At 69.1% G+C, this 25,043-nt stretch carries 23 protein-coding genes; 13 read left to right on the plus strand and 10 right to left on the minus strand.

Translation table 11 applies throughout. The features are described 5' to 3' along the window. Positions 1-93 precede the first annotated feature (93 nt). Both ACNPQM_RS33545 and ACNPQM_RS33550 read right to left on the minus strand, forming a co-directional pair. Positions 94-537: a Rieske (2Fe-2S) protein gene (locus tag ACNPQM_RS33545; protein ID WP_418086922.1), complete on the minus strand. Its 444-nt coding sequence runs from the start codon at positions 535-537 to the stop codon at positions 94-96. 65 nt (positions 538-602) lie between these two features. Continuing rightward, on the minus strand, positions 603-2,759 hold the full coding sequence (locus tag ACNPQM_RS33550) for a prolyl oligopeptidase family serine peptidase (RefSeq protein WP_418086923.1): 2,157 nt from the start codon (positions 2,757-2,759) through the stop codon (positions 603-605). 881 nt (positions 2,760-3,640) lie between these two features. Between ACNPQM_RS33550 and ACNPQM_RS33555 the strand changes: the two genes are divergently transcribed. Both ACNPQM_RS33555 and ACNPQM_RS33560 read left to right on the plus strand, forming a co-directional pair. After that, on the plus strand, positions 3,641-5,071 hold the full coding sequence (locus tag ACNPQM_RS33555; RefSeq protein ID WP_418086924.1) for an amino acid permease: 1,431 nt from the start codon (positions 3,641-3,643) through the stop codon (positions 5,069-5,071). A gap of 309 nt (positions 5,072-5,380) precedes the next feature. Then, positions 5,381-7,021: a cytochrome b gene (locus tag ACNPQM_RS33560; RefSeq protein ID WP_418086925.1), complete on the plus strand. Its 1,641-nt coding sequence runs from the start codon at positions 5,381-5,383 to the stop codon at positions 7,019-7,021. Between the two features lie 9 nt (positions 7,022-7,030). On the opposite strand, the gene ACNPQM_RS33565 is transcribed toward ACNPQM_RS33560, so the two are convergent. Together ACNPQM_RS33565 and ctaD are read right to left on the minus strand one after the other, a co-directional pair. Beyond that, positions 7,031-7,420, minus strand: coding sequence for a cytochrome c oxidase subunit 4 (locus ACNPQM_RS33565; protein ID WP_358856227.1), 390 nt, complete (start codon positions 7,418-7,420; stop codon positions 7,031-7,033). Then, the gene (ctaD, locus tag ACNPQM_RS33570) at positions 7,417-9,081 is read right to left on the minus strand and encodes a cytochrome c oxidase subunit I (protein ID WP_418086951.1); all 1,665 of its coding nucleotides are present in this window, start codon (positions 9,079-9,081) and stop codon (positions 7,417-7,419) included. Before ctaD ends, ACNPQM_RS33565 begins: the two co-directional genes overlap by 4 nt. A gap of 594 nt (positions 9,082-9,675) precedes the next feature. On the opposite strand from ctaD, the gene ACNPQM_RS33575 reads away from it, so the two are divergent. The 7 genes from ACNPQM_RS33575 to ACNPQM_RS33605 all read left to right on the plus strand — a co-directional run bounded on the left by ACNPQM_RS33575 (position 9,676) and on the right by ACNPQM_RS33605 (position 16,008). Continuing rightward, on the plus strand, positions 9,676-10,575 hold the full coding sequence (locus ACNPQM_RS33575; protein ID WP_418086926.1) for a HipA family kinase: 900 nt from the start codon (positions 9,676-9,678) through the stop codon (positions 10,573-10,575). Then, entirely contained in the window at positions 10,572-10,955 is a 384-nt protein-coding gene (locus ACNPQM_RS33580; protein WP_327247546.1) for a DUF3037 domain-containing protein, read from the plus strand. The genes ACNPQM_RS33575 and ACNPQM_RS33580 overlap by 4 nt, the downstream gene beginning before the upstream one ends. Before the next feature lie 201 nt (positions 10,956-11,156). After that, on the plus strand, positions 11,157-11,918 hold the full coding sequence (gene fabG, locus ACNPQM_RS33585; protein WP_358856224.1) for a 3-oxoacyl-ACP reductase FabG: 762 nt from the start codon (positions 11,157-11,159) through the stop codon (positions 11,916-11,918). 20 nt (positions 11,919-11,938) lie between these two features. After that, positions 11,939-12,694, plus strand: coding sequence for an SDR family oxidoreductase (locus tag ACNPQM_RS33590; RefSeq protein ID WP_358856223.1), 756 nt, complete (start codon positions 11,939-11,941; stop codon positions 12,692-12,694). 118 nt (positions 12,695-12,812) lie between these two features. After that, positions 12,813-14,393, plus strand: coding sequence for an ABC transporter substrate-binding protein (locus ACNPQM_RS33595; RefSeq protein WP_358856222.1), 1,581 nt, complete (start codon positions 12,813-12,815; stop codon positions 14,391-14,393). A 77-nt stretch (positions 14,394-14,470) separates the two neighbouring features. Next, positions 14,471-15,154 (plus strand): uracil-DNA glycosylase, encoded by a 684-nt coding sequence (gene ung / locus ACNPQM_RS33600; protein ID WP_418086927.1) that lies wholly within the window; start codon positions 14,471-14,473, stop codon positions 15,152-15,154. Between the two features lie 368 nt (positions 15,155-15,522). Beyond that, complete coding sequence (locus ACNPQM_RS33605) at positions 15,523-16,008, plus strand: hypothetical protein (protein WP_418086928.1); 486 nt, start codon at positions 15,523-15,525, stop codon at positions 16,006-16,008. A 100-nt stretch (positions 16,009-16,108) separates the two neighbouring features. Here ACNPQM_RS33605 and ACNPQM_RS33610 read toward each other — a convergent pair whose 3' ends face one another. The 3 genes from ACNPQM_RS33610 to ACNPQM_RS33620 form a co-directional block, all read right to left on the minus strand. Further along, positions 16,109-16,555 carry a hypothetical protein gene (locus ACNPQM_RS33610; RefSeq protein ID WP_418086929.1) on the minus strand — a complete coding sequence of 149 codons (447 nt, stop codon included), beginning with the start codon at positions 16,553-16,555 and terminating at the stop codon, positions 16,109-16,111. Between the two features lie 88 nt (positions 16,556-16,643). After that, positions 16,644-17,156, minus strand: coding sequence for a DinB family protein (locus ACNPQM_RS33615; protein ID WP_418086930.1), 513 nt, complete (start codon positions 17,154-17,156; stop codon positions 16,644-16,646). 40 nt (positions 17,157-17,196) lie between these two features. After that, a complete protein-coding gene (locus ACNPQM_RS33620; protein WP_418086931.1) occupies positions 17,197-17,853 on the minus strand; it encodes a TetR/AcrR family transcriptional regulator in 657 nt (218 codons plus the stop codon). Between the two features lie 76 nt (positions 17,854-17,929). On the opposite strand from ACNPQM_RS33620, the gene ACNPQM_RS33625 reads away from it, so the two are divergent. The 3 genes from ACNPQM_RS33625 to ACNPQM_RS33635 all read left to right on the plus strand — a co-directional run bounded on the left by ACNPQM_RS33625 (position 17,930) and on the right by ACNPQM_RS33635 (position 20,497). Next, positions 17,930-19,141, plus strand: a complete 1,212-nt coding sequence (locus tag ACNPQM_RS33625; protein ID WP_418086932.1) for an FAD-dependent monooxygenase — start codon at positions 17,930-17,932, stop codon at positions 19,139-19,141. A 16-nt stretch (positions 19,142-19,157) separates the two neighbouring features. Next, positions 19,158-20,057, plus strand: coding sequence for a Gfo/Idh/MocA family protein (locus ACNPQM_RS33630; protein ID WP_358856215.1), 900 nt, complete (start codon positions 19,158-19,160; stop codon positions 20,055-20,057). Between the two features lie 92 nt (positions 20,058-20,149). Continuing rightward, the gene (locus ACNPQM_RS33635) at positions 20,150-20,497 is read left to right on the plus strand and encodes a hypothetical protein (RefSeq protein ID WP_358856214.1); all 348 of its coding nucleotides are present in this window, start codon (positions 20,150-20,152) and stop codon (positions 20,495-20,497) included. On the opposite strand, the gene lnt is transcribed toward ACNPQM_RS33635, so the two are convergent. From lnt to ACNPQM_RS33650, 3 genes are all read right to left on the minus strand, one after another. Continuing rightward, complete coding sequence (gene lnt / locus ACNPQM_RS33640; protein ID WP_418086933.1) at positions 20,492-22,117, minus strand: apolipoprotein N-acyltransferase; 1,626 nt, start codon at positions 22,115-22,117, stop codon at positions 20,492-20,494. The genes ACNPQM_RS33635 and lnt overlap by 6 nt on opposite strands. Positions 22,118-22,225: 108 nt before the next feature. Next, positions 22,226-22,726, minus strand: coding sequence for a nuclear transport factor 2 family protein (locus tag ACNPQM_RS33645; protein ID WP_418086934.1), 501 nt, complete (start codon positions 22,724-22,726; stop codon positions 22,226-22,228). Positions 22,727-22,829: 103 nt separating this feature from the next. After that, the gene (locus ACNPQM_RS33650; RefSeq protein ID WP_418086935.1) at positions 22,830-23,693 is read right to left on the minus strand and encodes a universal stress protein; all 864 of its coding nucleotides are present in this window, start codon (positions 23,691-23,693) and stop codon (positions 22,830-22,832) included. Positions 23,694-24,122: 429 nt separating this feature from the next. Between ACNPQM_RS33650 and ACNPQM_RS33655 the strand changes: the two genes are divergently transcribed. Next, positions 24,123-24,947, plus strand: a complete 825-nt coding sequence (locus ACNPQM_RS33655) for a hypothetical protein (protein WP_418086936.1) — start codon at positions 24,123-24,125, stop codon at positions 24,945-24,947. Positions 24,948-25,043: the final 96 nt, after the last annotated feature.

Genomic DNA, 25,043 nt, shown 5'->3' on the forward strand with positions numbered 1-25,043 from the left:
ATTACCTGGACCAGCACAACATCCACCGGCCGAAGTCCTGGAGAAGCAGCGGTAGTTGACACCGCTCATTCCAAGATCCCCGACAGAGTCAAGCTAAGGGGCGAGCGTGATCGAGTCGCCCTCGACCTTGATCGAAGCGGCGGGCAGCGGTTCGGTGGCCGGGCCCGCCGACACACTGCCCGTCGCGGCGTCGAACTTGCTTCCGTGGCAAGGGCAGTTGATCGTGCCGCCCGAGACGCTCGACACCGCGCACCCCTGATGCGTGCACTTCGACGAGAACGCCTTGAACTCCCCGGCCTTCGGCTGCGTGACGACGACACCCTTGTCGGCGAAGACCTTCCCGCCGCCCTCGGGGATGTCGGCGGTCTTGGCCAGGACGCCCGCAGCACCCCCGGCACCGGCCTGTTCGACGGAAGTCGAGCCGCCCGAGTCCTTCGAGCCGCACGCGGTGAGTACGACGGCCACTCCGACGGCACCGGCGGCTGCGACGACGGTGCGACGCCCGGGACGGACCTCGTGCTCCTGTGATGCGCTCATGCCGGCATTCCCTTCCGCGTTGTTCATGGCTTCGACCAGGGATACGCGCGGTCGATGCTCCGTGTTCAACGACTGAGGGATTTCTTCAGGAAGTCCCGCTCCAGGAGCAACAGATGGGCGGCCGTCTCCTCCTGGGTGACCAGGTGGGTCGACCCGGAGAGCGGCAGTACCGTGTGCGGTCGTCCCGCCGCCAGCAGCGCGGCGGAGAACCGCAGCATGTGGGCGACGGTCACATTGTCGTCGGCGAGTCCGTGGACCAGCATGAGCGGCCGCGTCAGCCGGTGCGCCTCGGGCAGCAGCGAATTGCGCTCGTACGTCTCCGGGTCCACCTCCGGATGACCGAGAAACCGCTCCTCCCAGTGGGTGTCGTACAGCCGCCGGTCGGTCGGTGCGGCACCCGCGACCGCCGCGTGGAACACGTCCGGGTGACGCAGTACGGCTGCGGCCGCGAGATAGCCGCTGAACGACCAGCCGCGCATCGCCACTCTCTCCGGGTCCAGTTGGGGATACTGCGCTACCGCCGCGTGCAACGCGTCCGTCTGATCCCGCAGGACAGCCGTCAGCCGGTCGCCCCGCACGGATTTCTCCCACGCCTCGCCGCGCCCCGGAGTGCCACGCCCGTCTGTGACCAGCACCGCGAACCCCTGCTCGGCGAACCACTGGGCGACTGCGGTCCACCAGCCGCGCGCCTGCAGGACCAACTGCATGCCGTGGCCCGCGTACGGGCTGAGCAGGACGGGCAGACGGTCGTCGCCGGGGCGGTGCCAGGACGGCAGGTACAGGTGGCTGCGCAGTTCCCGCTCTCCCAGGCTCAGTGTGAGCGGCCGCGGGGTGACCACGGGAGTCTCCGCGAGGACTCCGATCCGCCCCGTCGGCGCACCGTCGCGCAGCACCGACACCGCCTGCCCGTCCGGGGTCCTGCTGTCCAGTACGAGCGTGGGGCCGCCTGCCGCGGCCGTGTGCACACCCGGTGTCCCACTGATGCGTACGGGACCGTCGCCGGTCGACCCCGCCGCGTACGACCAGACATGGATGTCCGTAGGCTCCTCGCTCGCGGTGAAGAACACCCGGTCACCGACGGCGCCGACGACCTCGCGGACCTCCAGTCCCGGCGGTGTCGTACGGCCGTCGATGTCCAGTCCCTGGGTGTCGCCGCCGGGATGCGCGGGGACGACGAGCGCCCCGGAGGCGAGGCGCAGCGGCGTACCCGGCCGGAGCGCGACCCACGCGGGATCGTGGGCGCGGTGCAGAGTCCGGGTCTCTCCTGTGGCCGGATCCACCGCCAGGACATACACCGAACGCTGATCACGTGTCTGTACGGAGACCAGCGGACCGTGCCGGTCCCACGCGGCCGTGGCGACATACTCGAACGCCGGGTCCGTCCAGGTCCCCTGCGGGTGGTCCTCGCCCGCGGCCGTGGGCAGCCGCACCGCGACCCGTTCGCCCGACACCCGCACCAGGTGCAGCGACACCTCCGCGTTCGCCGTGCCCGCCGCCGGGTACGCCACAGCGCGCGGCGGACGCTCCGGATTCGCCGGATCGCTGATGTATCTGCGCCGGACCATCGAGGTGTCCACGCGTGCCACCAGCAGCGCATCGCTGTCGGGGGACCACCAGTAGCCGCGCGGTCGCCCGAGCGACTCGGCCGACACATAGTCGGAGAGCCCGTACGTCACGTGCCCCGTCCGCTCCTCCGGTTCGGCCACCGGCCGGTCGTCGGTCCCGTCGCTCCGCACCGTCCGCAGTGCGCCCCCGGAGACGTACGCGATCAAGGCGCCATCGGGCGAGGGCCGCGGATCGACCACGGGTCCGGCGGTGGCGATCCGGCGCGGGGTGCCACCGTCCGTCCGTACCACCCAGAGCTCGCCCTGGAGGGCGAAGGCGACGAGCCCGACTTCGGCGTCCGTCGCGTACGACACCACTCCGGTCGACGTCTCCCTGGCCCGCTCCCGGCGTGCCAGCTCCTCTTCCGGTACCTCGCCGGGGTCCGTGTCTGCGCGCTGCAGGGCGGGCGGGTCGGCGAGTATCCGCTCGCCTCCGTCCTCATGCAGCCACAGGCGGCTCACCGGGTCGGTGCCGCCCGTCGTCCTGACGAAAAGGACCCGCCCGCCGTCGGGCGACACGGTGAACTGCCGGGGCACCCCGAGCGAGAAACGCCTGGTGCGGGCGGATTGGAGCGGCAGTTCACCGGCGTGGGCTGAGGCGGCTTCGGCCGTGGTCATTTCGGTGTTCCTTTCGGTCGTGATCCGCTGCTGCGATCAGCATTGAGGCAGGTGCCAGCTGTCGCGCAACGCATTTAAGGCATGGCTGCTGCGCCTCAGTTGCCTGCACGCCTCCTGCCACCGGATGAGCTCGCCGCAGCCTGATGCCCCGCGGCGCGTCCTGGCTTCGGTCGCGACGGCAGGGTTCGGCCCTTGCCGTGGAGGGAGAAGCCCGGCTGCCGGATAGCCTGGGAAAATGCTCACCGACGCCGCTGCGTGCGGGCGGCTCGTTCCCGGGCATCGTCGAAGCCGACGATCTCGGTATCTATGTCATGAAGGCGCCGAGATCAGCCCTCTGACCTGGGTTTCCGGCAGGTCTTAAGCCCCTTGCCTGCGGCAATGACGAGGAAACTTTCCAGCCGCTCCCCGGCGGGAGCGGCTGGGAAGTTCGGGCACAACGGGAAGCGTGGCACGTCGGGCGATGGGGCGATCGTGGTGCGGCCTGGGCGAGCGGCTTGATCCGTCCCAACAGTGGACGGCAGGTTCGCTGCCGTCCTCGCCCGACCTGGCACCGTCCCGGTCGCCCGGGTCGACCGGCTCTGCACCGCCCCTGGCCCTTAGGACGGGTGGCCGCCGGCCGCTGCTGCCTGCGAACCTGCAGAGAAGGATGCGCGGTCACACGGGCACATTCCGTCTGATTTTCGGTCGCGGCCAGCGCCACAGCGAACATTTAGCGGCGATTTGGTGCGTGGTGTCCTATATCCGACCATGGGATGGATCCCCCGGCGGTTTCCGCAGGAGGCGTGCGCCCGCACGCTGCCGCTGCACGCGGGCCGGGGGCCGTGGCGAGGCCCCGCGGGGCAGGCGACGGTACCGAGCACGATGAAAGGCGCACCATCCCCATGCACGACACCGGAACCGTCTCGCAGCCGGCTCCGGCCCCGGGCAGCCCCGCTCCGGCCCCGACCCGAGGCCCCGCCTCCGCCCAGAAGGGGCAGTTCCCGTCCCCGGAGCGCGAAGGGGGCAGCCGGCACGCCCGGCGCTTCGGGCTTCCGGTCGCCACCGCGCTGGTCATGGGCAACATCATCGGCGGCGGCATCTTCCTGCTCCCCGCGTCCGTCGCCCCGTACGGCACCGTCAGCCTCGTCGCCTTCGGCGTGCTCACCATCGGTGCCATCGCGCTCGCGCTCGTCTTCGGGCGGCTCGCGCAGCGTGACCCGCGCACCGGCGGGCCGTACGTCTACGTGCGCGAGGCCTTCGGCGATTTCGCGGGCTTCCTGGCCGCCTGGTCGTATTGGATCACCTCCTGGGTGAGCAATGCGGCGCTCGCCGTCACCGCCGTGGGCTACCTGGACGTGCTGCTGCCCCTGCATCATTCGCCGTGGCTGATGATGACCGCCGCACTCGTCGTGCAGTGGCTGCCGGCACTCGCCAACCTCGCCGGGACCCGTTACGTCGGCGCGGTGCAACTCGTCTCCACCGTGCTGAAGTTCGTGCCCTTGCTGCTGGTCGCGATCGGAGGGCTGTTCTTCTTCGACCCGGACAACCTCGGTCCCTTCCAGGCCACCGAAGGCAGCGCCCTCGGCGCGGTCTCGGCGTCCGCAGCGATCCTGCTCTTCAGCTACCTCGGCGTCGAGTCGGCGGCGGTCAGCGCGGGGGAGGTGCGCAACCCGCGGCGCAACGTCGGGCGGGCGACCGTCCTCGGAACGCTCGGCGCGGCGCTGGTGTACCTGCTGGGCACCCTCGCCGTCTTCGGTACTGTCGCGCACGACAAGCTGCTCACCTCCAGTGCCCCCTTCACCGACGCCGTCGACGCCATGTTCGGCGGCACGTGGGGCGGCGCGGCGGTCGCCTGCGCGGCTCTGGTGTCGATCGTGGGAGCGCTCAACGGCTGGACGCTGCTCAGCGCCCAGACCGCGTACGCCGCCGCCCGCGACGGGCTGTTCCCGGCACGCTTCGCGGTGAAGCGGCGGGGTGTGTCGACCTTCGGCGTGATCGTCACGGTCGTCCTCGCCTCGCTGCTGACTGTCTACAACTACATGGCCGGGACGGCCCGGGTGTTCGAGATCCTGGTGCTGGTCACGACCTTCACCGCGACCGTTCCGTACCTCCTGGCGACGGCGGCCCAGCTGTACTTCCTCGTCTCGGGGCAGGGCGACCGGGTCCGCCCGGCTCGCCTCGCCCGCGACGCCGTGCTCGCGCTTGCCGCTTTCGGCTTCTCCATGTGGCTCCTGGCGGGTTCCGGCTACGCCGCCGTCTACCAGGGCGTGCTGTTCCTCTTCGCGGGTGTCCTGGTCTACGCGTGGATGTCGGCCCGCAGGGCGCGCGCCTGACGCTTCGGCGGGGGGACCGGTCAGCCGGCCGGGTGTGGACGGGCGCGTCGGTAGGTGCTGGCTGGAGGCGTCACCGTAGGGGCGACAGACACGGCATCGCCCCTTTTGGCGGCGGGGACTCGCACAGTGCTTGCGAGGTGGGCCCGGCGCACCGGCGCGGTCCCACCCGGTACGTCAGGGCCAGGTCGGCCGATCAGGTGCCGATACCGCGATTCTGCGTAATCCCTTCGAGTAATGCGTTACCCGTAAAGGGCGAACCGGAACAATAAGGGACGGGTGACGGAAGGGAGATCGACGGGAGAGTGGTGCATGCCCCTGCGGAAACGTAAGGCGCGGCTGAAGACTCGGGCCGGGAAGGCGGCGGTCAGTGGATACCGGGCGATGGATGCGCGCCTGCCCGTCAGCGAGCTGGCCAGGCCGTTGCTGCGCAAGGCCTTTCCCGACCACTGGTCTTTTCTCCTCGGCGAGATCGCCCTTTACTCCTTTGTGGTCCTGCTCCTCACCGGCGTGTATCTCACCCTGTTCTTCGACCCGAGCATGACGGAGAGTGTCTACACCGGTTCCTATGTGCCCCTTCAGGGCGAGAGGATGACGCAGGCCTACACCACCACCCTCCACATCAGCTTCGCTGTGCGCGGAGGCCTGCTGATGCGTCAGATCCACCACTGGGCGGCCCTGGTGTTCGTCGCCGCGATCGCCGTCCACATGCTGCGGATCTTCTTCACCGGTGCCTTCCGTAAACCGCGGGAGGCCAACTGGATCGTGGGCGTGACACTGTTCGTACTCGCGCTCCTCGAAGGATTCGCGGGTTACTCGCTGCCCGACGACCTGCTGTCCGGTACGGGCCTCAGGACGGCGGCCACCATTGTGGGGTCGATCCCTGTCGTCGGAACGTACCTGGAGCTGTTCGTCTTCGGAGGACAGTTCCCGGGCGATGCCGTGATCCCTCGTCTGTACCCCGTGCATATCCTGCTCGTGCCCGGTCTGATCGTGGCGCTGATCACCGCTCATCTCATCCTGGTGGTCTACCTCAAACACACCCACTGGGCGGGTCAGGGGAAGACCAATAAGAACGCCGTCGGCTCACCGGCATTCCCTCACTTCACTGCGAAGACCACAGGTTTCTTCTTCATGGTGTTCGGCGTACTGACCTTGCTGGGTGCGCTCGCCCAGATCAACCCCGTATGGAACTACGGCCCCTACCGTGCCAACCAGGTATCCGGTAACGCGCAGCCGGACTGGTATGTCGGATTCCTGGAGGGTGCACTCCGGCTGATGCCGCCATGGGAGACCGACATCGCGGGCCACACCATCATGTGGAATGTATTCATTCCGGCGATCGTGCTGCCGGGCTTGGTCTTCACAGTGCTGTTCCTCTATCCGTTTTTCGAGAAGTGGGTGACGGGTGACCGCACGGAACACCATCTGTGCGACCGGCCGCGCAACCGGCCGACCCGTACGGGGCTCGGCGTGGCGGCCATCGTCTTCTACGCCGTTCTCCTTGTCGCCGGCGGCAGCGACGTGGTCGCCTTCTCGTTCAGGGTTTCGATCGAGGTCATGGTCTGGATTCTCAGAATCGTGCTGATCGCCGCCCCGGTTCTGGCCTTCGTGCTGACCAAGCGCCTTTGTCTCGCCCTTCAGATGCGGGACCGCCGACGGCTGACCGAGGGCGAGGAGACCGGCCAGGTGGTCCAGTCGGTGAACGGAGACTTCTCGGAGAGCCACCGAGGCCTGAGCCCGACAGCCCGCCACCGCATTCTGATGCGTGATGTCCCGACGCCCCTGGAGCTTCCCGAGCAGGGCCCGATCTCGCGTCGACGACGGCTTCGGACCGTGCTGAGCAGCTGGTACTACGGGGACCTCGTGGAACTGCCCGCCACGGACGAGCAACGGTCCCGGATTGCCGAGCGGACCGCGCCGCCGGAGCCGATCCGTGAGCCCCAGGACTGAGAGCCGCGCTCAGTCCTGGACGCGCGCGTACTGGAAGACCATTCCGAACACCCCGGCCAGGACCACGCCCAGCCCGATCACGAAGAGCCACAGACCGAACACCACACCGAGGACGAGCAGGGCCATCCCCGCGGCTGTCAGTGACGGCCAGATGCTGTGCGGAGGAAAGAAGCCCACCGGGCCGGACCGCTCATGGACGCGTCCGTCCCCGCGGTCCTCGGGGCGCAGTCCCTTTCTCCGGTAGTTGGTGGCGAAGAAGAACGTGACCAGCAACGCCATGAGGAACGAGATGGTGAGAGCTGCCGTGCCTGTCGGATCGTGGGACCACACGGCGTAGAGAACATCGGTCACGAGGAAGAACCCCGCGACTCCGGCGAAGAGAACGGCTTCGGTCCTCATTCGCCTGACTCCTCTGCCGCACCCGATGTGGAGTGGAACCCGCCTCGGCCCACGGCCGGCGCTTCTGGCGTGAGGGGGTGGTGCAGGTCGAAGGCCGGCGAGTCGGAACGTACGCGGGGCAAAGCCCGGAAATTGTGCCTCGGGGGTGGACAGGAGGTCGCCCACTCCAGGGAACGGCCGAACCCCCACGGGTCGTCCACTTCGACCCTCGGTGCGTAACGGCTGGTGCGCCACACGTTGTACAGGAACGGCAGTGTCGACAGGCCCAGCAGAAAGGAGCCGACGGACGAGATCGTATTGAGCAAGGTGAAGCCGTCCGCCGAGAGATAGTCGGCGTAACGTCGGGGCATTCCGGCCTCCCCCAGCCAGTGCTGGACCAGGAAGGTCAGCTGAAATCCGACGAACAGGACCCAGAAATGGATACGTCCGAGGCGTTCATCCAGCATGCGTCCGGTCAACTTGGGCCACCAGAAGTAGAAGCCGCCGAACATTGCGAAGACCACTGTTCCGAAGAGTACGTAATGGAGGTGGGCGACGATGAAGTACGAATCGGTGAGATGGAAGTCCAGCGGGGGCGAGGCGATCAGCACCCCGCTGAGGCCGCCGAGGAGAAATGTCACGAGGAAGCCCAGTGCCCAGAGCATGGGTGTCTCGAACGTGATACTGCCATGCCACATGGTGCCGATCCAGTTGAAGAACTTGACTCCGGTGGGCACGGCGATGAGGAACGACATGGCGGAGAAAAAGGGCAGGAGGACGGCTCCCGTTGCGAACATGTGGTGGGCCCAGACAACCGCCGAGAGCATGGTGATGCTGATCGTGGCCATCACCATTCCGAAATACCCGAACATCGGCTTCCGGCTGAACGTGGGAATGATCTCGCTCACCACTCCGAAGAAGGGCAACGCGACAATGTAGACCTCGGGATGGCCGAAGAACCAGAACAGGTGCTGCCACAGCAGCGCACCGCCATTGGCGGAGTCGAAGACATGCGCCCCGAACTTCCGGTCGGCTTCGAGGACGAGCAGCGTGGCAGCAAGCACCGGAAAAGCGAGCAGCGCGAGGATCGAGGTGAACAGAACGTTCCAGGTGAAGATCGGCATCCGGAACATGGTCATACCCGGGGCGCGCAGACAGACGATCGTAGTGATGAAATTGACCGATGCCAGGGTCGTACTGATCCCCGACAGCACCAGGCCCATGGTCCAGAGGTCTCCGCCGGCGCCGGGCGAGAAGACAGCACTGTTCAGCGGAGCGTAGGCGAACCAGCCGAAGTGTGCCGCGCCGCCGGGCACCACGAATCCGGACACCACGATGATTCCGCCGAAGAGGAAGAGCCAGTAGGTGAGCGCGTTCAGACGAGGGAAGGCGACGTCGGGCGCGCCGATCTGCAGCGGCATGATGGCGTTCGCGAAGCCGCCGAACATCGGCGTGGCGAACAGCAGCATCATGACGGTGCCGTGGATCGTGAACAGCTGGTTGTACTGTTCCGCGCTGACAAGCTGAAGTCCTGGTCGGGCCAGCTCCGCTCGCATGAGCATGGCCAACACTCCGCCCAGCAGGAAGAACCCGAACGCGGTGACCATGTAGAGATTGCCGATGACCTTGTGGTCCGTGGTCGTCAGCCAGCTCATGAGCCTCACACCGGCATTGACGCGCATGGTACCCACCGGCTCGGCCGACGCGGCTTCCTGCAGCTCCTGCGCCATCGGTCCTCCGTCCCTCCCGGTTGAGACGATGGTGGAGCCTGCCACCATCGACGGCCCGTACGACTGGCGGTGACACCTCGAATTTCACCAGTTCACCGGTGCTCCGATCGGGTGTCCCATGCGCCCGCCGGGTGCCGGATGCCCGGAGGTCATGAGCCGGACCGTCGTCACTTCTGGTGCGAGCGCCGGGGTCGACCGGGTGACGGCACGTCCGTTCGGTCGGGAATGCGCGACTGTGCTCTGGCAGCGGACCAGCCGATCCGGCCCCGCAGCCGGTCCGTGAACCGGCCAGCACCGAGGAGAGAAGGGACTGGCCCGTGCCGCAATCGCCAGCCCACATCGTCCGCGGCTATTTCGGTGGTCCCCACGTCCGCCACACCTTCGAAGTGCGTGGAAGCTGGTGTTGGTGCGCGTGGGGGAGCGAGGTTCGGAGCCGAAACTCCCCAGATTCTCCCCACGGCTCATTCCAGGTTCTGATGGACGGGTCGGCTTCGGCCCGCACCCTTGCTCGTGAAGACCGCACGTGGGACCCGATAGCCTGGGAAAATGCTCACCGAAGTCACCGCGACCCGTTACGTCACCCCCCTGCGGGAGGGCGGATCACTGCCCGGCATCGTCGAGGCCGACGATCTCGGTACGTATGTCATGAAGTTCATCGGCGCGGGGCAGGGCCGGAAGACCCTCGTCGCGGAGGTCATCTGCGGGGAACTCGGCCGGCGGCTGGGACTGCGGGTCCCGGAGCTCGTCACCATCCAGCTCGACCCGGTCATCGGGCTCGCGGAGCCGGACCAAGAGGTGCAGGAACTGCTCAAGGCGAGCGGCGGGCTGAATCTCGGAATGGACTATCTGCCCGGTTCGATCGGGTTCGATCCGCTCGCCTACCAGGTGGACCCGGCAGAGGCCGGGAAGATCGTGTGGTTCGATGCGTTGATCAACAATGTCGACCGGTCGTGGCGGAACCCCAACATGCTGGTCTGGCACGGGGACGCCTGGCTCATCGATCACGGCGCCACGATGATCTGGCACCACAACTGGCCGGGGGCACAGGCCTCCGCGGCCAAGCCGTACAACGCCTCCGACCATGTGCTCGCGCCCTTCGGCCCGAACATCGCCGCCGCGGCCGCCGAGCTGGCCCCGCTCGTCACCGAGCAGCTGCTGACCGAGGTGACCGCCGAGGTGCCCGACGGGTGGCTGGTCGACGAGCCCGGTTTCGACACGACGGACGCGCTGCGCCGCGCCTATGTGGAGCCGCTGCTGGCGCGCGCCGCCACCATCCACGAGCGGATCTCGATGGACACGCCCACGAAGGCGGCGCCGTCCCGGGCGCCGGGGTGGCTGACCGAGCATCTCACTCCGTGGCCGCACCCCACGAAGAACGACCGTGCCGAGAGGGCGGCGGCCGACCGGGCCTACGAGCCGCAGAGCAGCAAGGACGGCAGTCAGTGAGCAAGCGTGATGTCTTCGAGTACGCGCTGCTGCGCGTCGTGCCCCGGGTCGAGCGCGGTGAGTGCTTCAACGCGGGCGTGCTGGTGTACTGCCGCGCCAAGTCCTTTGTGGCGGCCCGCACCCATCTCGACGAGAGCAAGCTGAGGGCGCTCGACCCGAACGCCGACGTGGTCGGGGTCCGGGCGGCGCTGCGGGCCGTCGAGGGCGTCTGCGGCGGCGGCGACGCGGCCGGCCAGGCCGCCGGTGACGACGCCGGGCGGCGCTTTCGCTGGCTGATCGCCCCGCGCTCCACGGTGGTCCAGCCGAGCGCCGTGCACAGCGGCCTCACCGCCGATCCGGAGGCCGAGGTCGAGCGGCTGCTCGACCTGCTGGTGCGCTGATCCGGCCACCGTCGGCGCGCGCGCGGACCCTGAGGTCGCGGCGCCGTCCGGTGTGACATGCGCTGCTGCACCCATGGGCCGTTGACACCGAGTGCCAGGGCTTCTAGCGTCTCGTCTGCTGAAGGTACTAAGCGGTTGCTCAGTTGTCAGGAACTTCCTGACGTCCACTGAGCCGCGATCCAAGGGCGAGGAGAGCCAAGCATGTCCACCACCGAGCAGCGTGTCGCCATCGTGACGGGAGCGGCGCGAGGCATTGGCGCCGCCACCGCGGTACGCCTGGCGGCCGAGGGCCGCGCCGTCGCCGTACTCGACCTCGACGAGGCGGCCTGCAAGGACACCGTCGAGAAGATCAGCGCCGCCGGGGGCACCGCGCTCGCCGTCGGCTGCGACGTGTCGGACAGCGCCCAGGTGGAGGCCGCCGTGGCGCGGGTCGCCACCGAGCTCGGCGCGCCGACGATCCTCGTCAACAACGCGGGCGTGCTCCGCGACAACCTGCTCTTCAAGATGAGCGAGTCCGACTGGGACACCGTGATGAACGTGCACCTCAAGGGCGCGTTCCTGATGGCCAAGGCCGTCCAGAAGCACATGGTGGACGCCAAGTTCGGCCGTATCGTCTCGCTGTCCTCGTCCTCGGCGCTCGGCAACCGCGGTCAGGCGAACTACTCCGCCGTCAAGGCCGGTCTGCAGGGCTTCACCAAGACCCTCGCCAAGGAGCTCGGCAAGTTCGGCATCACCGCCAACGCCGTCGCCCCCGGCTTCATCGTCACCGAGATGACCGCGCAGACCGCGGCCCGGGTCGGCATGGGCTTCGAGGAGTTCCAGGCCGCCGCCGCCACCCAGATCCCCGTGCAGCGGGTCGGCCGCCCGGAGGACGTCGCCAACGCCATCGCCTTCTTCACCGGCGACGACGCGGGCTTCGTCTCCGGCCAGGTCATGTACGTCGCCGGCGGACCGCTCAACTGACCCGAAGGGCAGCAGACATCATGACTGTGCAGGACAGCGGGAAGGTCGCGCTCATCACGGGCGCGAGTCGGGGGATCGGTTACGCAATCGCGGAGACGCTCGTCGCCCGCGGCGACCGGGTGTGCATCACCGGGCGCGGCGAGGACGCTCTCAAGGAGGCCGTCGAGAAGCTGGGATCCGACCGGGTCATTGCCGTCGCAGGCAAGGCGCACGACGAGGCGCATCAGGCAGCGGCGGTCGAGCGCGCCATGGAGGCGTTCGGCCGCGTGGACTTCCTCGTCAACAACGCCGGTACGAACCCGGTGTTCGGCCCGATCGCCGAGCTCGACCTCAATGTCGTGCGCAAGGTCTACGAGACCAATGTGATCTCGGCGCTCGGTTTCGCCCAGCAGACCTGGAAGGCCTGGCAGAAAGAGAACGGCGGGGCGATCGTCAACATCGCCTCGGTCGCCGGTATCTCCGCCTCCCCCTTTGTCGGCGCGTACGGCATGAGCAAGGCGGCCATGGTCAATCTGACCCTGCAGCTGGCGCACGAGTTCGCCCCGGGCGTCCGAGTCAACTCGATCGCTCCGGCCGTGGTCAGGACCAAGTTCGCCGAGGCGCTGTACGAGGGGCGCGAGGCGGAGGCGGCAGCCGCCTATCCGCTCGGCCGGCTCGGTGTCCCCGAGGACATCGGCGGAGCCGCCGCGTTCCTCACGTCGAGCCAGTCCGACTGGATCACCGGACAGACGCTGGTGATCGACGGAGGCATTTTCCTGAACGCGGGCGTGAGCTGAGCACAGCCTGCTCCGGTTTGGCCCCGATTGACTCAAGTGCCCCGTCGGGCCTGCGGATTGACCCGACGGGGCGCTGCGGTATGGTCTGCCGATCCATGGCTGATCGAGGAGCGTGCACGTGTTCTACCGGGCCAGGCTGCAGACTGTTGCAGCCCTTGCTTCCCTTTCTCTGCTGGCCGGCTGCGGTCTGCTTTCCGACAATGGCTCGGAGGCGGAGCAGAAGATAGTCGTCGGTACCACGAGTGAGCCCTCCACCCTCGATCCGGCGGCGGCATGGGACAACTCCTGGGAGCTGATGCGTAATGTCTTCCAGACCCTGGTGAGCTTCCCCACCGGCAGTACGAGCCCGGAGCCCGACGCCGCGGACTCCTGTGTGTTCACGGACCGGACCAGCACGGCCTACCGCTGCACGCTCAAGGAGGGCCTGAAGTTCTCGAACGGGGACAAGCTCGACGCCGAGGCTGTGAAGTACTCCATCGACCGGATCACGACCATCAAGGTCAAGACCGGTCCCCTTGGCATGCTCGGCTCGCTCGACCGGGTCGAGACCAAGGGCGACGACACCGTCATCTTCCACCTGAACAGGCCCGACGCCACGTTCCCGTTCATTCTGGCCACCCCTGCGATGTCCCTCGTGGCGCCCAGCGACTACCCGAAGGACAAGATCCGCGAGGACGGCAAGGTCACCGGGTCGGGCCCCTACCTCCTGCACAGCTACGTACCGGGGGACAAGGCCGAGTTGGTGAAGAACCAGGGCTACAAGGGCTTCGCCAACCGCAAGAACAACGCCGTGACCATCCGGTACTTCAAGGGGTCCGCCCCCATGGTCGAGGCGCTGAAGAAGAACGAGATCGACGCCACCTACCGCGGCCTCACCGCGGAGGAGGTGGTGAACCTCGAGGACAACGAGGACGAGAACAGCAACCTGCAGCTGATCGAGACCGTCGGCGCCGACATCCGCTTCCTGGTCTTCAACCCCGAGGACCCGGCTGCCGGGAACCCGGCTGTCCGCCGGGCCGTCGCACAGCTCGTCGACCGGGACGCGCTCGTCGCCAAGGTCTACCAGGGCACCGCCGAGCCGCTGTACTCCATGATCCCCAAGGGTATCGCCGGCCACACCACCAGCTTCTTCGACAGCTTCGGCAACCCGAGCAAGGAGAAGGCCAAGCAGATCCTGGCCAAGGCGGGTATCACCGAGCCGGTCGCGATGACGTTCTGGTACGCCACCGACCGGTACGGCTCTTCGACGGAAACCGAGTTCGGTGAACTGAAGCGTCAGCTGGAGTCGTCGGGCCTGTTCAAGATCACGCTGAAGGGCCTGCCGTGGAAGAAGTTCCAGGAGGGCTTCACCAAGGGCCAGTACCCGGTCTTCGGCCGCGGCTGGTTCCCGGACTTCCCGGACCCGGACAACTTCATCGCCCCCTTCGTGGGCAAGGAGAGCGTCACCGGGATGCCGTACGACAAGAAGGAGATCACCCGGCAGCTGCTGCCGCAGACCCGCCAGGTGAGCGACCGGGGCGCGGTCAGCAAGGAGTTCGAGCAGGCTCAGAACATCCTGGTCGACGACGTCCGGCTGCTGCCGCTGTGGCAGGGCAAGCTCTATGTCGCGGCGGGCGAGGACATCGGTGGCGGCGAGCGCGCCCTGGACCCGCAGACGGTCATGCAGATGTGGGAGCTGTACCGCAAGACCAGCTGGTAGGGCTCGCCCGGCCGGTTGTCAGTGGCTCCCGGTAGGTTCTGTGGTCAAGAACCGATTGCATACCGGAGGTTGTTGAAGTGACCGACACCGACCTGCTGCCCGATTCCTGGCGCGGCGTCCTCGGCGAAGAGCTGCAGAAGCCGTACTTCAAGGAGCTCACCGAGTTCGTCGAGGAGGAGCGGGCCAAGGGGCCGGTCTACCCGCCCCGCGAGCAGGTCTTCGCGGCCCTGGAAGCCACTCCGTACGACAAGGTGAAGGTCCTGGTCCTCGGCCAGGACCCGTACCACGGCGAGGGGCAGGGGCACGGGCTGTGCTTCTCCGTGCGGCCCGGCGTCAGGACACCGCCCTCCTTGCGGAACATCTACAAGGAGATGAATGAGGAGCTCGGCCTGCCGATCCCGGACAACGGGTATCTGATGCCGTGGGCCGAGCAGGGCGTCCTGCTGCTCAACGCCGTGCTGACGGTCCGCGCCGGCGAGGCCAACTCGCACAAGGGCAAGGGCTGGGAGAAGTTCACGGACGCGGTGATCCATGCGGTGGCCACGCGGCCCGATCCGGCGGTCTTCGTGCTCTGGGGCAACTACGCCCAGAAGAAGCTCCCGCTGATCGACGAGGAGCGTCATGCGGTGGTGAAGGGCGCACATCCGTCACCGCTGTCCGCGAAGAAGTTTTTCGGCTCCCGTCCGTTCACGCAGATCAACGAGGCGGTCGCGGCACAGGGACACCAGGCCATCGACTGGCGCATCCCCGACCTGGGCTGATCCTCCCGGAGCCGCCCGACGGGCCCGGGGGTCTCTGTCGGGTCATGGCCGGCCGCGCCCGACCCGATGGCAAGGCCCTCAGGGCTGTCCCGTCGTTCCCGGCGGATCAGCGCGGCGTCAGATGCGGTGCATCGCAAGGCGGAGGGGTGTTCTCATACTGGGTGCATTCGGGCATTCCGGCGAGGTGCCGTAGCTGTCGTCGTGCGCCCACCAGGGATTACGGGACAACCCTTAGCCCGAGCCTGAGCGGGATTGCCGGTGCCAGCCGCTAGCGTCGCCGTGACCGGAATCGAACGGGATCCACCGGGCCCGATCGACGTCGACCGGGGTGAACCGGGAACGGCTGGACACATGCGAGGGAGACCGCGGTGACGGAGCAGCAGGAGACGTCGACGGATGCCGTCATGACCAGGATCGGCCAGGCGATCATGCTGCTCCACGGCGGCGACCGGGAAGAGGCCCGTAACCGCTTCGGGGCGCTCTGGGCGGAGATCGGTGAGGACGGCGACGCCCTGCACCGCTGCACCCTTGCGCACTACATGGCCGACACCCAGGACGATCCCGGCGATGAACTGGCCTGGGATCTAAGGGCGTTGACCGCGGCAGAAGGGCTCTCCGACGCGCGCGTCGCGGAACACGGAGACTCGCTCGCGGTGCGGGCCTTCTACCCCTCGCTCCACCTCAACCTTGCGGCGGACTATGTGAAGCTCCAGCGCCCCGACGCGGCCCGGGTCCATCTGGACCGGGCCCGGAAGGCGTCCGAGGTTCTCGCGGACGGCGGGGTGGACGACGGGTACGGGGGAGGGGTGCGCGCGGCGATCGGGCGGCTGGAGCGGCGGCTTCGGGAGCTGTGAGCCGAGGTCTGCCGCGGATCGTCGCGGCCCGCCGGCAACGGACGGGCCGCAACGATCCGATGCGGCCGGATCCCGGCGGGATCCGCGACCGACGGGGCGCTCAGCGGCCGTAGGTGTCCTCACAGATCCGGGCTTCGGGGCTGCCCGCGGACCAGCCTCCGTAGGCCCGGCCGAGCGCGCAGACACTTGTCCCGGTGGCGGGGACGGCGGGCGGATTCGGCACCCGCGCGTTTGTGGGCGGGGCATGACGGGCCCGGGGCACGCCGACGTGCTCCCGCTGCTGCGGGGCGCGAGGCGCGGTGTTTTGGGTGTCCGAGCGCACCTTCGCCGGTCGGCCGGACGCCTTTGGTGACGGCTTCGGGTCGGGGATCGCCTCCAGGGTGTCCCGGACCGGCGGCCCCACGACCTGGGGAGCCAGGTCCTGGATGGGCCTGCTGGTCTCGGACCGGGGCGCAATGCCCGGCCGGGGCTCCACGGACACACAGCCGGTGACGGCAGTGACTGCCACGCCGACCAGGAGCTTCACGGTGATACTGGTTCGCTGCACCTGGGCAACTCTGCTGTGCGGGCAGGGCGCTGCGCGAGCCGGCCGGTGATGATTGGCCCTCACGAGTGACCCCGGTCAGCGCAACGCCCTAGTCGCCGGTCGTGCCGTCGATCCGCTCCCGGACCAGATCGGCGTGGCCGTTGTGCCGCGCGTACTCCTCGATCATGTGGGTGTAGATCCACCGGAGGTTGAACTGCTTGCCCTTGCGGCTGCGGCCGACCGACAGATCGTCGAGCTCGTGTATCGCGGCGATTTCCCGGGCGGCGTCGATCTCCGCTCGCCAGGCGGTACCGGCCTCCTTCCAGGTGTCCGCCTCGGTGGGATGGAAGTCGCCGTCCTCGTCCTCGTCGGTGCAGTACAGCGACTTCGCGTCCTCGCCGGCCATGACGTTGCGGAACCAGTGACGCTCCACCTCCGCCATGTGCCGTACGAGCCCAAGCAGGCTGAGCTGCGACGGTGGTACGGACGCCTCCCGCAGTTGGGCGTCGGTGAGCCCGGCGCATTTCAGCGCGAGCGTGTCGCGGTGATAGTCGAGCCAGCCCTCGAGCATCGGGCGTTCGGCGGCGGTGATGGCGGGTTCGAAACGTTCGTCTGCGGTCATGCCGGTCATTGTTTCCCGGCGATCAAGGCCTGGCCAGATGTTATTCGCAAGGGGGTGTCAGCATGCCGCGCATCAGTTCGGCGAAGCCGGTACGAAGCTCTTCCTCGGTCGGTACGGACCGGTGGTACGACCCCGCGGCGCACGAGAACATCAGCCCTTCGCACCAGGCCACCAGGGAGAGGGCGTGCCGCTCGGGCTCGGCCGAACCGGCTGCCGTCATCAGTGCCACCAGGGGTTCGCGGAACTGTCCGCCTGTCGCGTCGAAGAATTTCCGGAGCTCCGGCCGCCGGGTGGCCTCCAGGGCGAGTTCGTAGCGGCAGATGAGCAGGTCGGGGTGGCGGGCCAGGTATCGGTGCAGGGCCGGCGCGAGGCTGCCGGCGAGCGCGGTGACGTCGGGGAGCGGTCCGGTCCCGGCGTCCGGTTCGCCTTCCGGCCCGCCCCCGGCTTTGGGCATCGGAAGTTCGCCCGGAGCCAGGACCTGCGCCTCGCGCTCCGCCAGCCGCCGCACCGTCGCCTCCAGGAGTGCCTGCCGGGTGCGTGCGTAATTGGACGTCGAGCCCTGGGGGAGTCCGGCGCGTTCGTCGACCGCCCGGTGGGTGAGCCCTCGCATCCCGCGCTCGGCGAGAAGTGCCAGGGCGGCATCGGCGATCAGATCCGCCCGGGAGGCGCCGCCGGTGCGTGTGGTGCTGGTGGCCATGAGATCACCCTACCCTCGCAACTACAGCTGTAGTATGTTGGCGTTGTTACTACAGGTGTAGTTTCGAGGAGGAGTCATGGACAAGCCCCATGCGATCGTCATCGGCAGCGGAATCGGCGGCCTCACCGCCGCCGTGGCCCTCTGCCGGCGCGGCTGGCAGGTCACCGTCCTGGAGCGGGCCGCTTCGCTGGAGCCCGTCGGCGCAGGTATCGGCCTGGCGCCCAACGGGCAGCGCGCCCTGGACGTCATCGGCCTCGGCGACAGGATCAGATCCCTGGCTGCCTGGCAGGGCGACGGCGGTATGCGCAGTCCGAGCGGCCGGTGGATGTCCCGGACCGACAGCGCGGCGGCGATCGAGCGGTTCGGCGGAGCGATGGTCCTGCTGCACCGTGCGACCCTGATCGATGCCCTCGTGGCCGAGCTGCCCGCATCCGTGATCCGGACCGGAACGGCGGCGGAACTCGTGAACCCGGGCACCGCGGGCGGCGCCCGCGCCGTGGTCAGGACGCCCACCGCGGACCTCGAGGCCGACCTCGTCGTCGCAGCCGACGGCATCAACTCGGCCGTGCGCACGCACCTCTTCCCCGATCACCCCGGGCCGGCGTACTCCGGCTTCACCACCTGGCGCGTCGTCGTCCCCACGCCCGAGCAGCCCTTCGCCCCGCACGAGACCTGGGGTCGCGGCGCCCTCTGGGGCACCCAGCCGCTCAAGGACGGCCGGATCTACGCGTACGCAGCCGCGGTCGCCCCCGCCGGAGACCGGGCCGCCGACGACGAGAAGGCCGAGCTGCTGCGCCGCTTCGGCGCGTGGCACGATCCGATTCCGGGGATCATCGCCGCCGTCGAACCCGGCCAGGTGCTCCGCAACGATGTGCACCATCTGATCGACCCGCTGCCCGCGTTCCACCGGGGCCGGACCGTCCTGGTCGGCGACAGCGCCCACGCCATGACGCCCACCCTCGCACAGGGCGGCAATCAGGCCATCGAGGACGCAATCGTGCTCGCCCACCACGCGGCGCCCGACGCCGACCTCGGGACGGCGCTCGCCGCATACACCGCGGACCGGCTCCCCCGGACGGGCGCCATCGTCCGCAAGGCCGCCCGGGTGGCCCGTCTGATGCGGGTGACCAGCGCCCCCGCCGTCGCGGTGCGCGACACGCTGATGTCCGCCGTGTCCCGACTCGGGCCGGCCCTGGTGCTGCGTACCTTCGACGGCATCGCGGACTGGCAGCCGCCGCAGCACACGTATGCTGCCCGGGCGAAGGACATGCATATGACACAGCGTTAGTCAGAGGGAGACCCCAGTGAAGGTCGGCTGCATCGGGCTCGGCGACATCGCGCAGAAGGCGTATCTGCCGGTCCTCACCACCCTGCCCGGGGTCGAACTGCATCTGCAGACCCGCACTCCCACCACCCTCGCCGCCGTCGCCGCGTCCCACCGGATCCCGCCCGAGCAGTGCCACTCCGAGCTCGACTCGCTGATCGCCCAGGACTTGGACGCCGCCTTCGTCCATGCCCCGACCTCCGTACATCCGGAGATCACCGACCGGCTGCTCCGGGCCGGTGTGCCCACGTACGTGGACAAGCCGCTCGCCTTCGAACTCGCCGATTCCGAGCGGCTGGTCGACCTTGCCGAGGAGCGCGGTGTCAGCCTGGCCGTCGGCTTCAACCGGCGGTTCGCGCCCGGCTATGCGCAGTGCATCGAGCATCCGCGCGAGCTGATTCTCATGCAGAAGAACCGGGTGGGCCTGCCCGAGGAACCGCGCGCCATGGTGCTCGACGACTTCATCCATGTCGTCGACACCCTGCGCTTCCTGGTGCCGGGGCCGGTCGAGCACACCGTCGTACGGGCGCGGATCCGCGAAGGCCTGATGCACCATGTCGTGCTGCAGCTGTCCGGAGACGGATTCACCGCCATCGGCGCGATGAACCGGCTCAGCGGCTCGACGGAGGAGCGGCTCGAAGTCTCCGGACAGGATTTCAAACGGGAGGTCGTCAACCTTGCCGAGGTGATCGACCACAAGGGACAGCCGACCCTGCGGCGGCGTGGTGACTGGGTACCGGTGGCCCGTCAGCGCGGCATCGAGCAGTGCGTGCTGTCCTTCCTGGACGCTGTGCGTGCCGGGAAGCTGCTGAGCGCCCGGGACGCGCTGGAAACACACGAACTGTGCGAGCGCATTCTGCTGGACCTGGACTGCGCGTAGCGGAAACCGCTGGTCAGGGCGGGTCCGGATGCGTCCCGCACGGGCCGGATGCAGGCTGGGGGGATGGACCGCCGCCCCGTGGAGGTGACCTGGTGAAGCTCCACGACGAGCCACAGGGCTGGGTTGCTCTCGAGCCACCGCCCGGCTACTACTCGGCGGACGGGCGGCCACCCGACGCGATGCAACGTGCCCTGATCCTGGACTGGGCTGTCAATCAGCGGATCGCGAGCGGCTGGCGGGTGGAGTCGCGCGCCGAGACGCAGGTCGTCATGGTCCGCGGGCAGCCGCTGAACCATGTGCTGCACGCTCTGCTCATGGTGTTCAGCTGCTTTCTGTGGGGCGCCGTGTGGGTGGCGCTGGCCGTGACGAACAAGGTCGAGCGGGTTGCCCTCACCGTCGACGCACAGGGGCACATCGTCTCGGTCAACGCCCCGTCATAGCCGTGCCGCCGGAGCGGCCGCACCGACCGGCTCCGCCGAGCTCCGCCGCCGGAGGGACCGTGCACCCTCATAGGCACAGAACCCCGCCAGCACTCCGAGCGCACCCTGCGCCGGCCAGTCGCCCAGCCGGACGTAGAGCGTGCTGCCGGTGGCCAGCGGTACGTCGAAGACGGCGGCCGCGCTGGTGTCCGTACCGAGCGGGGTGCCGATGCGACGCCCCTGCGCGTCGTACACCGTACTGATCCCGGTGAGCGTGGCGTGCACCATCGGACGGCCGGTCTCCGCCGCCCGGAGGGCGCCCAGCGAGGCATGCTGGGCCGGCGCCCAGCTGTGCTGGAACGTGGACGTCGACGACTGGGCGATCAGCACCTGGGCCCCGTCCTGGACAAGCCGCCTGCTCATGTCGGGGAACGCCGACTCGAAGCAGATCAGCGGACCGATACGCAGACTCTCCGCTCCGCCCCGGGACCCTGAGAAATACACCGGGGACGGCCGCTCGGGAACGGACATCAGCACCTGCCGAGTCCCCCGCAGCCGGTCCTCGCCCGCAGCCTTGCCCAACGACGTCACCCAGCCGAGCACCGAACGAGCCGGAATGTACTCGCCGAACGGCACCAGACGCATCTTGTCGTAGCGGTCCCCGGTCGGACCGTCCGGCCCCACCAGCACCGCACTCTTGAAGATCCCCGTCCGGCCCGAGGCATGCGCCTGCCGGGCATCCATATTGACCAGCACGTCCGCGCCGACCTCGCGTGACACCTTCGCGATCCGGTCTGCGAGATCCGGGTGCTGTGACAGGTCCTCGCCGACGCTGCTCTCGCCCCAGACGACCAGGTCGAGGTGCCGGCCCGCCAGCGTGCGGGTCAGTTGCTCGCTGCGTGCGAAACGCAGCTCCACATTGTTCGGCCCCTCGACCACGCCGGGTTGCACGACGGCGATCCGGGCCGCTCCCGCGGGCTCCGGCTGTGGCGCCCACCTCCATATCGCGCCCACTGCCAGCGCGCCCACCACGATGCCGGCCGCCGCGGCCGTCCGGGCCGCAGACGTCACGAGCAGCAGGGTGACCGCGATGTTCACCGCCACCACCAGAAGGCTCACCAGCCATACCCCTCCGACCGACGCCACCCTGAGCGCCACGGGCACCTGCCACTGGCTCGCGCCGAGCAGCCCCCAGGGACCGCCGAGCGCATCCCAGGAGCGGGCCAGTTCGATCATCAGCCAGCCGGACGGGATCACGATCAAGGCCGCCGCGAACCTCGCGACGGACGGCGATCCGCCCAGCAGCCGGGAGACCAGCAGTCCCCACGGCGCCCAGAGCAGACCGAGGAACGCCGCCAGTATCACGAGGAACACATGCAGGCTCGGCAGCAACCAGTTGTGCACCGCGATCAGGTAGCCGGTACCGCCGAGCCAGCCGTCGAGTGCGGCCCGCCGACCCGTACCTGCCGACCGGATCAGCAGCAGCCACGGCACCAGCGCGACGTACGCGAACCACCACAGAGCCGGGGCGGGAAAGGCGAGCGCGGGCAGTGCACCCGCGAGCAGCGCGGCACTGCCGCGCCACCAGGGCGATCGGAGCAACCGCTCCCCCTGCTCACGCCGAACGGCCGGAATCCGCATACCGCGCCTCCTCGTCCTGCCCGATGAGCAGTGTCACCCTCCCTCTTCCCCAGTGTGGGGGGAGGGGAACAGCCGCGGCCAGACGAGGAATGGAGCCCGAGTCGCAGATCAGTCCGGGGCGAGCTCCCCGGCGAGGCTGCGCCACTTCTCATGGACGGTGACGGTACGGATCCGCCAGCCGGTCTCCGCGCGCAACAGCCCGAACGCGTACCGGCCGCCGGAGACGAAGTTCGGCGCCGTGGTGCTGTCCGCGGCCCCGACGGCGTCGTCGTCCGGCGCGCCCCGCAGCCGCATCGGGTTGAGATAGTCGGCCTGCACGTCGGCCCGGTCGCCGGGATAGCCCCCCAGGTCCTGGAGGTCCAGCCGGCGGTTGACGATCAGATGCTGTCGTACGGGGAAGAGGCGCATGGTTTCCGCGAGCCACTGCGCGACCTCGGCGGCGCTCCCCTCGATGCCGCCCGCGCTGCGGTAGTCGGCGCGGCCGTCCGGGGTGAACAGCTCCCCGTAGTCCTGCCAGGCGCTGTCGTCCACCGCCACCGCATAGCTGGTGATCACTGCATCGATGGACAACTGGTCCATCACGGTCGCGAGAGCCACGCGCTGCGTCATGCGGTCAGTGTGTGCCAGTGGACCGCCGAGGCCAAGGGCCGTGCACGCGCGGCGGTGGTCCGGTCCTGATCCGGATGCCCCGTGCACGGCACGGGTGCGTGCCTCAGCAGGGGACCACGGCCACCGGCCCGAGCGCGTGCGTGAGCGTTGTCTGCGCGACCGGGGACAGCCCGAACCCCAGCTCCTCGCCGCCCTTGCGCCGTCCGATCACCGTGAGCGCGGCGGTCGCCGACGCCGTGACCAGGGTGCGCGACGCGGAGCCATGGATCGGCTCCAGCACGAGCTCGACCTGCGGGTACTTCTCGCCCCGGCCTGCGGTGAGCTCCCGGAGAGTCCGCTCGGCGGCGCCCGCCGCCGCGTCCCGGTCGAAGACGGGTCCACCGGAGAGCATCGACGAGAACATCGTCCAGCCGTGCACGATCCGCAGCCGCGCGCCGGGCCGGGCTGCTGCCGCCTCGAACGCGAAATCCAGCACCGCTTCGCTGCTCTCGTCGGCCGCCACTCCCGCAACGATGTCCGGAAATGTCTCCGCCGCGTCCACGGCGTCGTCGTCCCCCCGACCGCTGTGGATGACGACGACCGGGCACGTGGCCATCGAAGCCGTCGCAAGGCTGTTTGAGCCGATCAGCAGGGACCGGAATCCGCCCAGACCGCGGGAGCCCAGCACCAGCAGTGAGGCGTTCCGGCCGAGCGAGGTCAGTACGGACACGGGGAAGTCGAGCGGGCTGAGCGTGGCCGGGTGCAGGTCCGGAGCGATCAGCGACACCCGCCGTACGCACTCCGTGAGCAACTCCTCGGCCTGTCGCTGCTGCGCCTCCTGGACGGTACGCCGGGTGGGGATCCGGACATGCACGATCGTCAGCGGAAGTCCTCGCCGGACGGCTTCGCGCGCCGCCCAGTCGAGGGCCTCGTAGCTGTGCGACGAGCCGTCGACGGCGGCGATCACGGGAAGCTCGGTGGTGGTCATGGAATCCTCCAGAGTCCGGCGGTGCATGTCCCAGCCTGGTATGCGAACGAAGCTTCCGGCAGGGACTTCCGGCAGGTACTTCCGGCCCCTTTTTCTACCTGTGCGCCCGATGGCCGGTCCGGCGGGTGCAGGACCGGCCGCTTTCCGGTGCCGAGCGGAGGGCGGTCCCGGCCCACCGCCGGGACCTGTTCCGTACGCTACGGCCGGTTGCCGTCCGGCGCTCCGGCGCGATCCCGCGCGGCGGCTCAGATGGCCGGGCGTGCTCCACGGCGGCCGGGGCGGGCACGGGCACGGCGGCGGCCCGTTTCGGCGTAGGGCGTTGCGATCACCGGCCCCCGGTAGGGGCGACGACCGGTACTCCGAGGGGCGTACTTCGGCTGCCTTCGGACGTACGACGACGCCGGGCGCCTCCCGAGGGATGCTCCGGGCATGGAGAACCAGCCCGCATGGGCCACCACGACAGAGCCGGTGCGCGGTGGCGCACCGGGCTCCTTTCCGACCGCGCCCGTGTGGCGGAATGTGCGCCGGGTGGAGCGCTTCTGCTACGGGACCGGCGCGTTCCTCGTCGTCTCCGGGCTGCTGCACCTGATCGTCTTCGCCGTCGACGGGGGCTCCTGGGACGGCCCGGTGTCCTGGCGCAAGCCCGTCACCTTCGGAGTCTCGTTCGGACTGACGCTCATCGCGCTCTGCTGGGTGGCGTCCTACCTGCGCATACGCCCCCGCACGCGGACCGTGCTGCTCGCGCTGTTCGCCGTCGACTGCGTGCTGGAGGTCGGCGGCATCACGCTCCAGGCGTGGCGCGGCGTACCGTCCCACTTCAACATGGAGACCCCCTTCGACACGGCGGTCTCCATGGCACTGGCCGCCGGCGGGGGAGTGCTGGTCGTCATCCTCACCGTCCTCGCGGTCGCCTCGTTCCGCCGGCGTCCGGACGGACCGACGGGCATGGCGCTCGCCCTGCGGGCCGGTTTCGCGATCCTGGTCGTCGGGCTGCTGTCCGGAGCGGCGATGATCGCCCGTGGCGTCTATCTGACACGCACCGGCCATCAGCTGGCCGGCTACGACTCCACGGCATCGGTGAAGCCACTGCACGGAGTGAGCCTGCACGCGATCCTGGTACTGCCCCTGCTGGCCGGAGTGCTGGCCAGAACCTCGTGGAGCGCCCGCACCCGTCGTACCGTCGTCCGCGCTGCCGTGGGGTGTTATGCGGCCGCCGTGGGCGGGGCGCTGGTGTGGGCGGTCGTCTCCTACTGAGGAAGGCGGTGCAGGCAGCCGGGCAGTGAGGAGGCGGACTCCGAGCACCTGATGCAAGCTGCGGACAAGGCAACGGGCGGGGGCGAACCGAGAAAG

The organism is Streptomyces sp. NPDC056231 (assembly GCF_048270745.1).
Classification (GTDB): Bacteria; Actinomycetota; Actinomycetes; order Streptomycetales; family Streptomycetaceae; genus Streptomyces.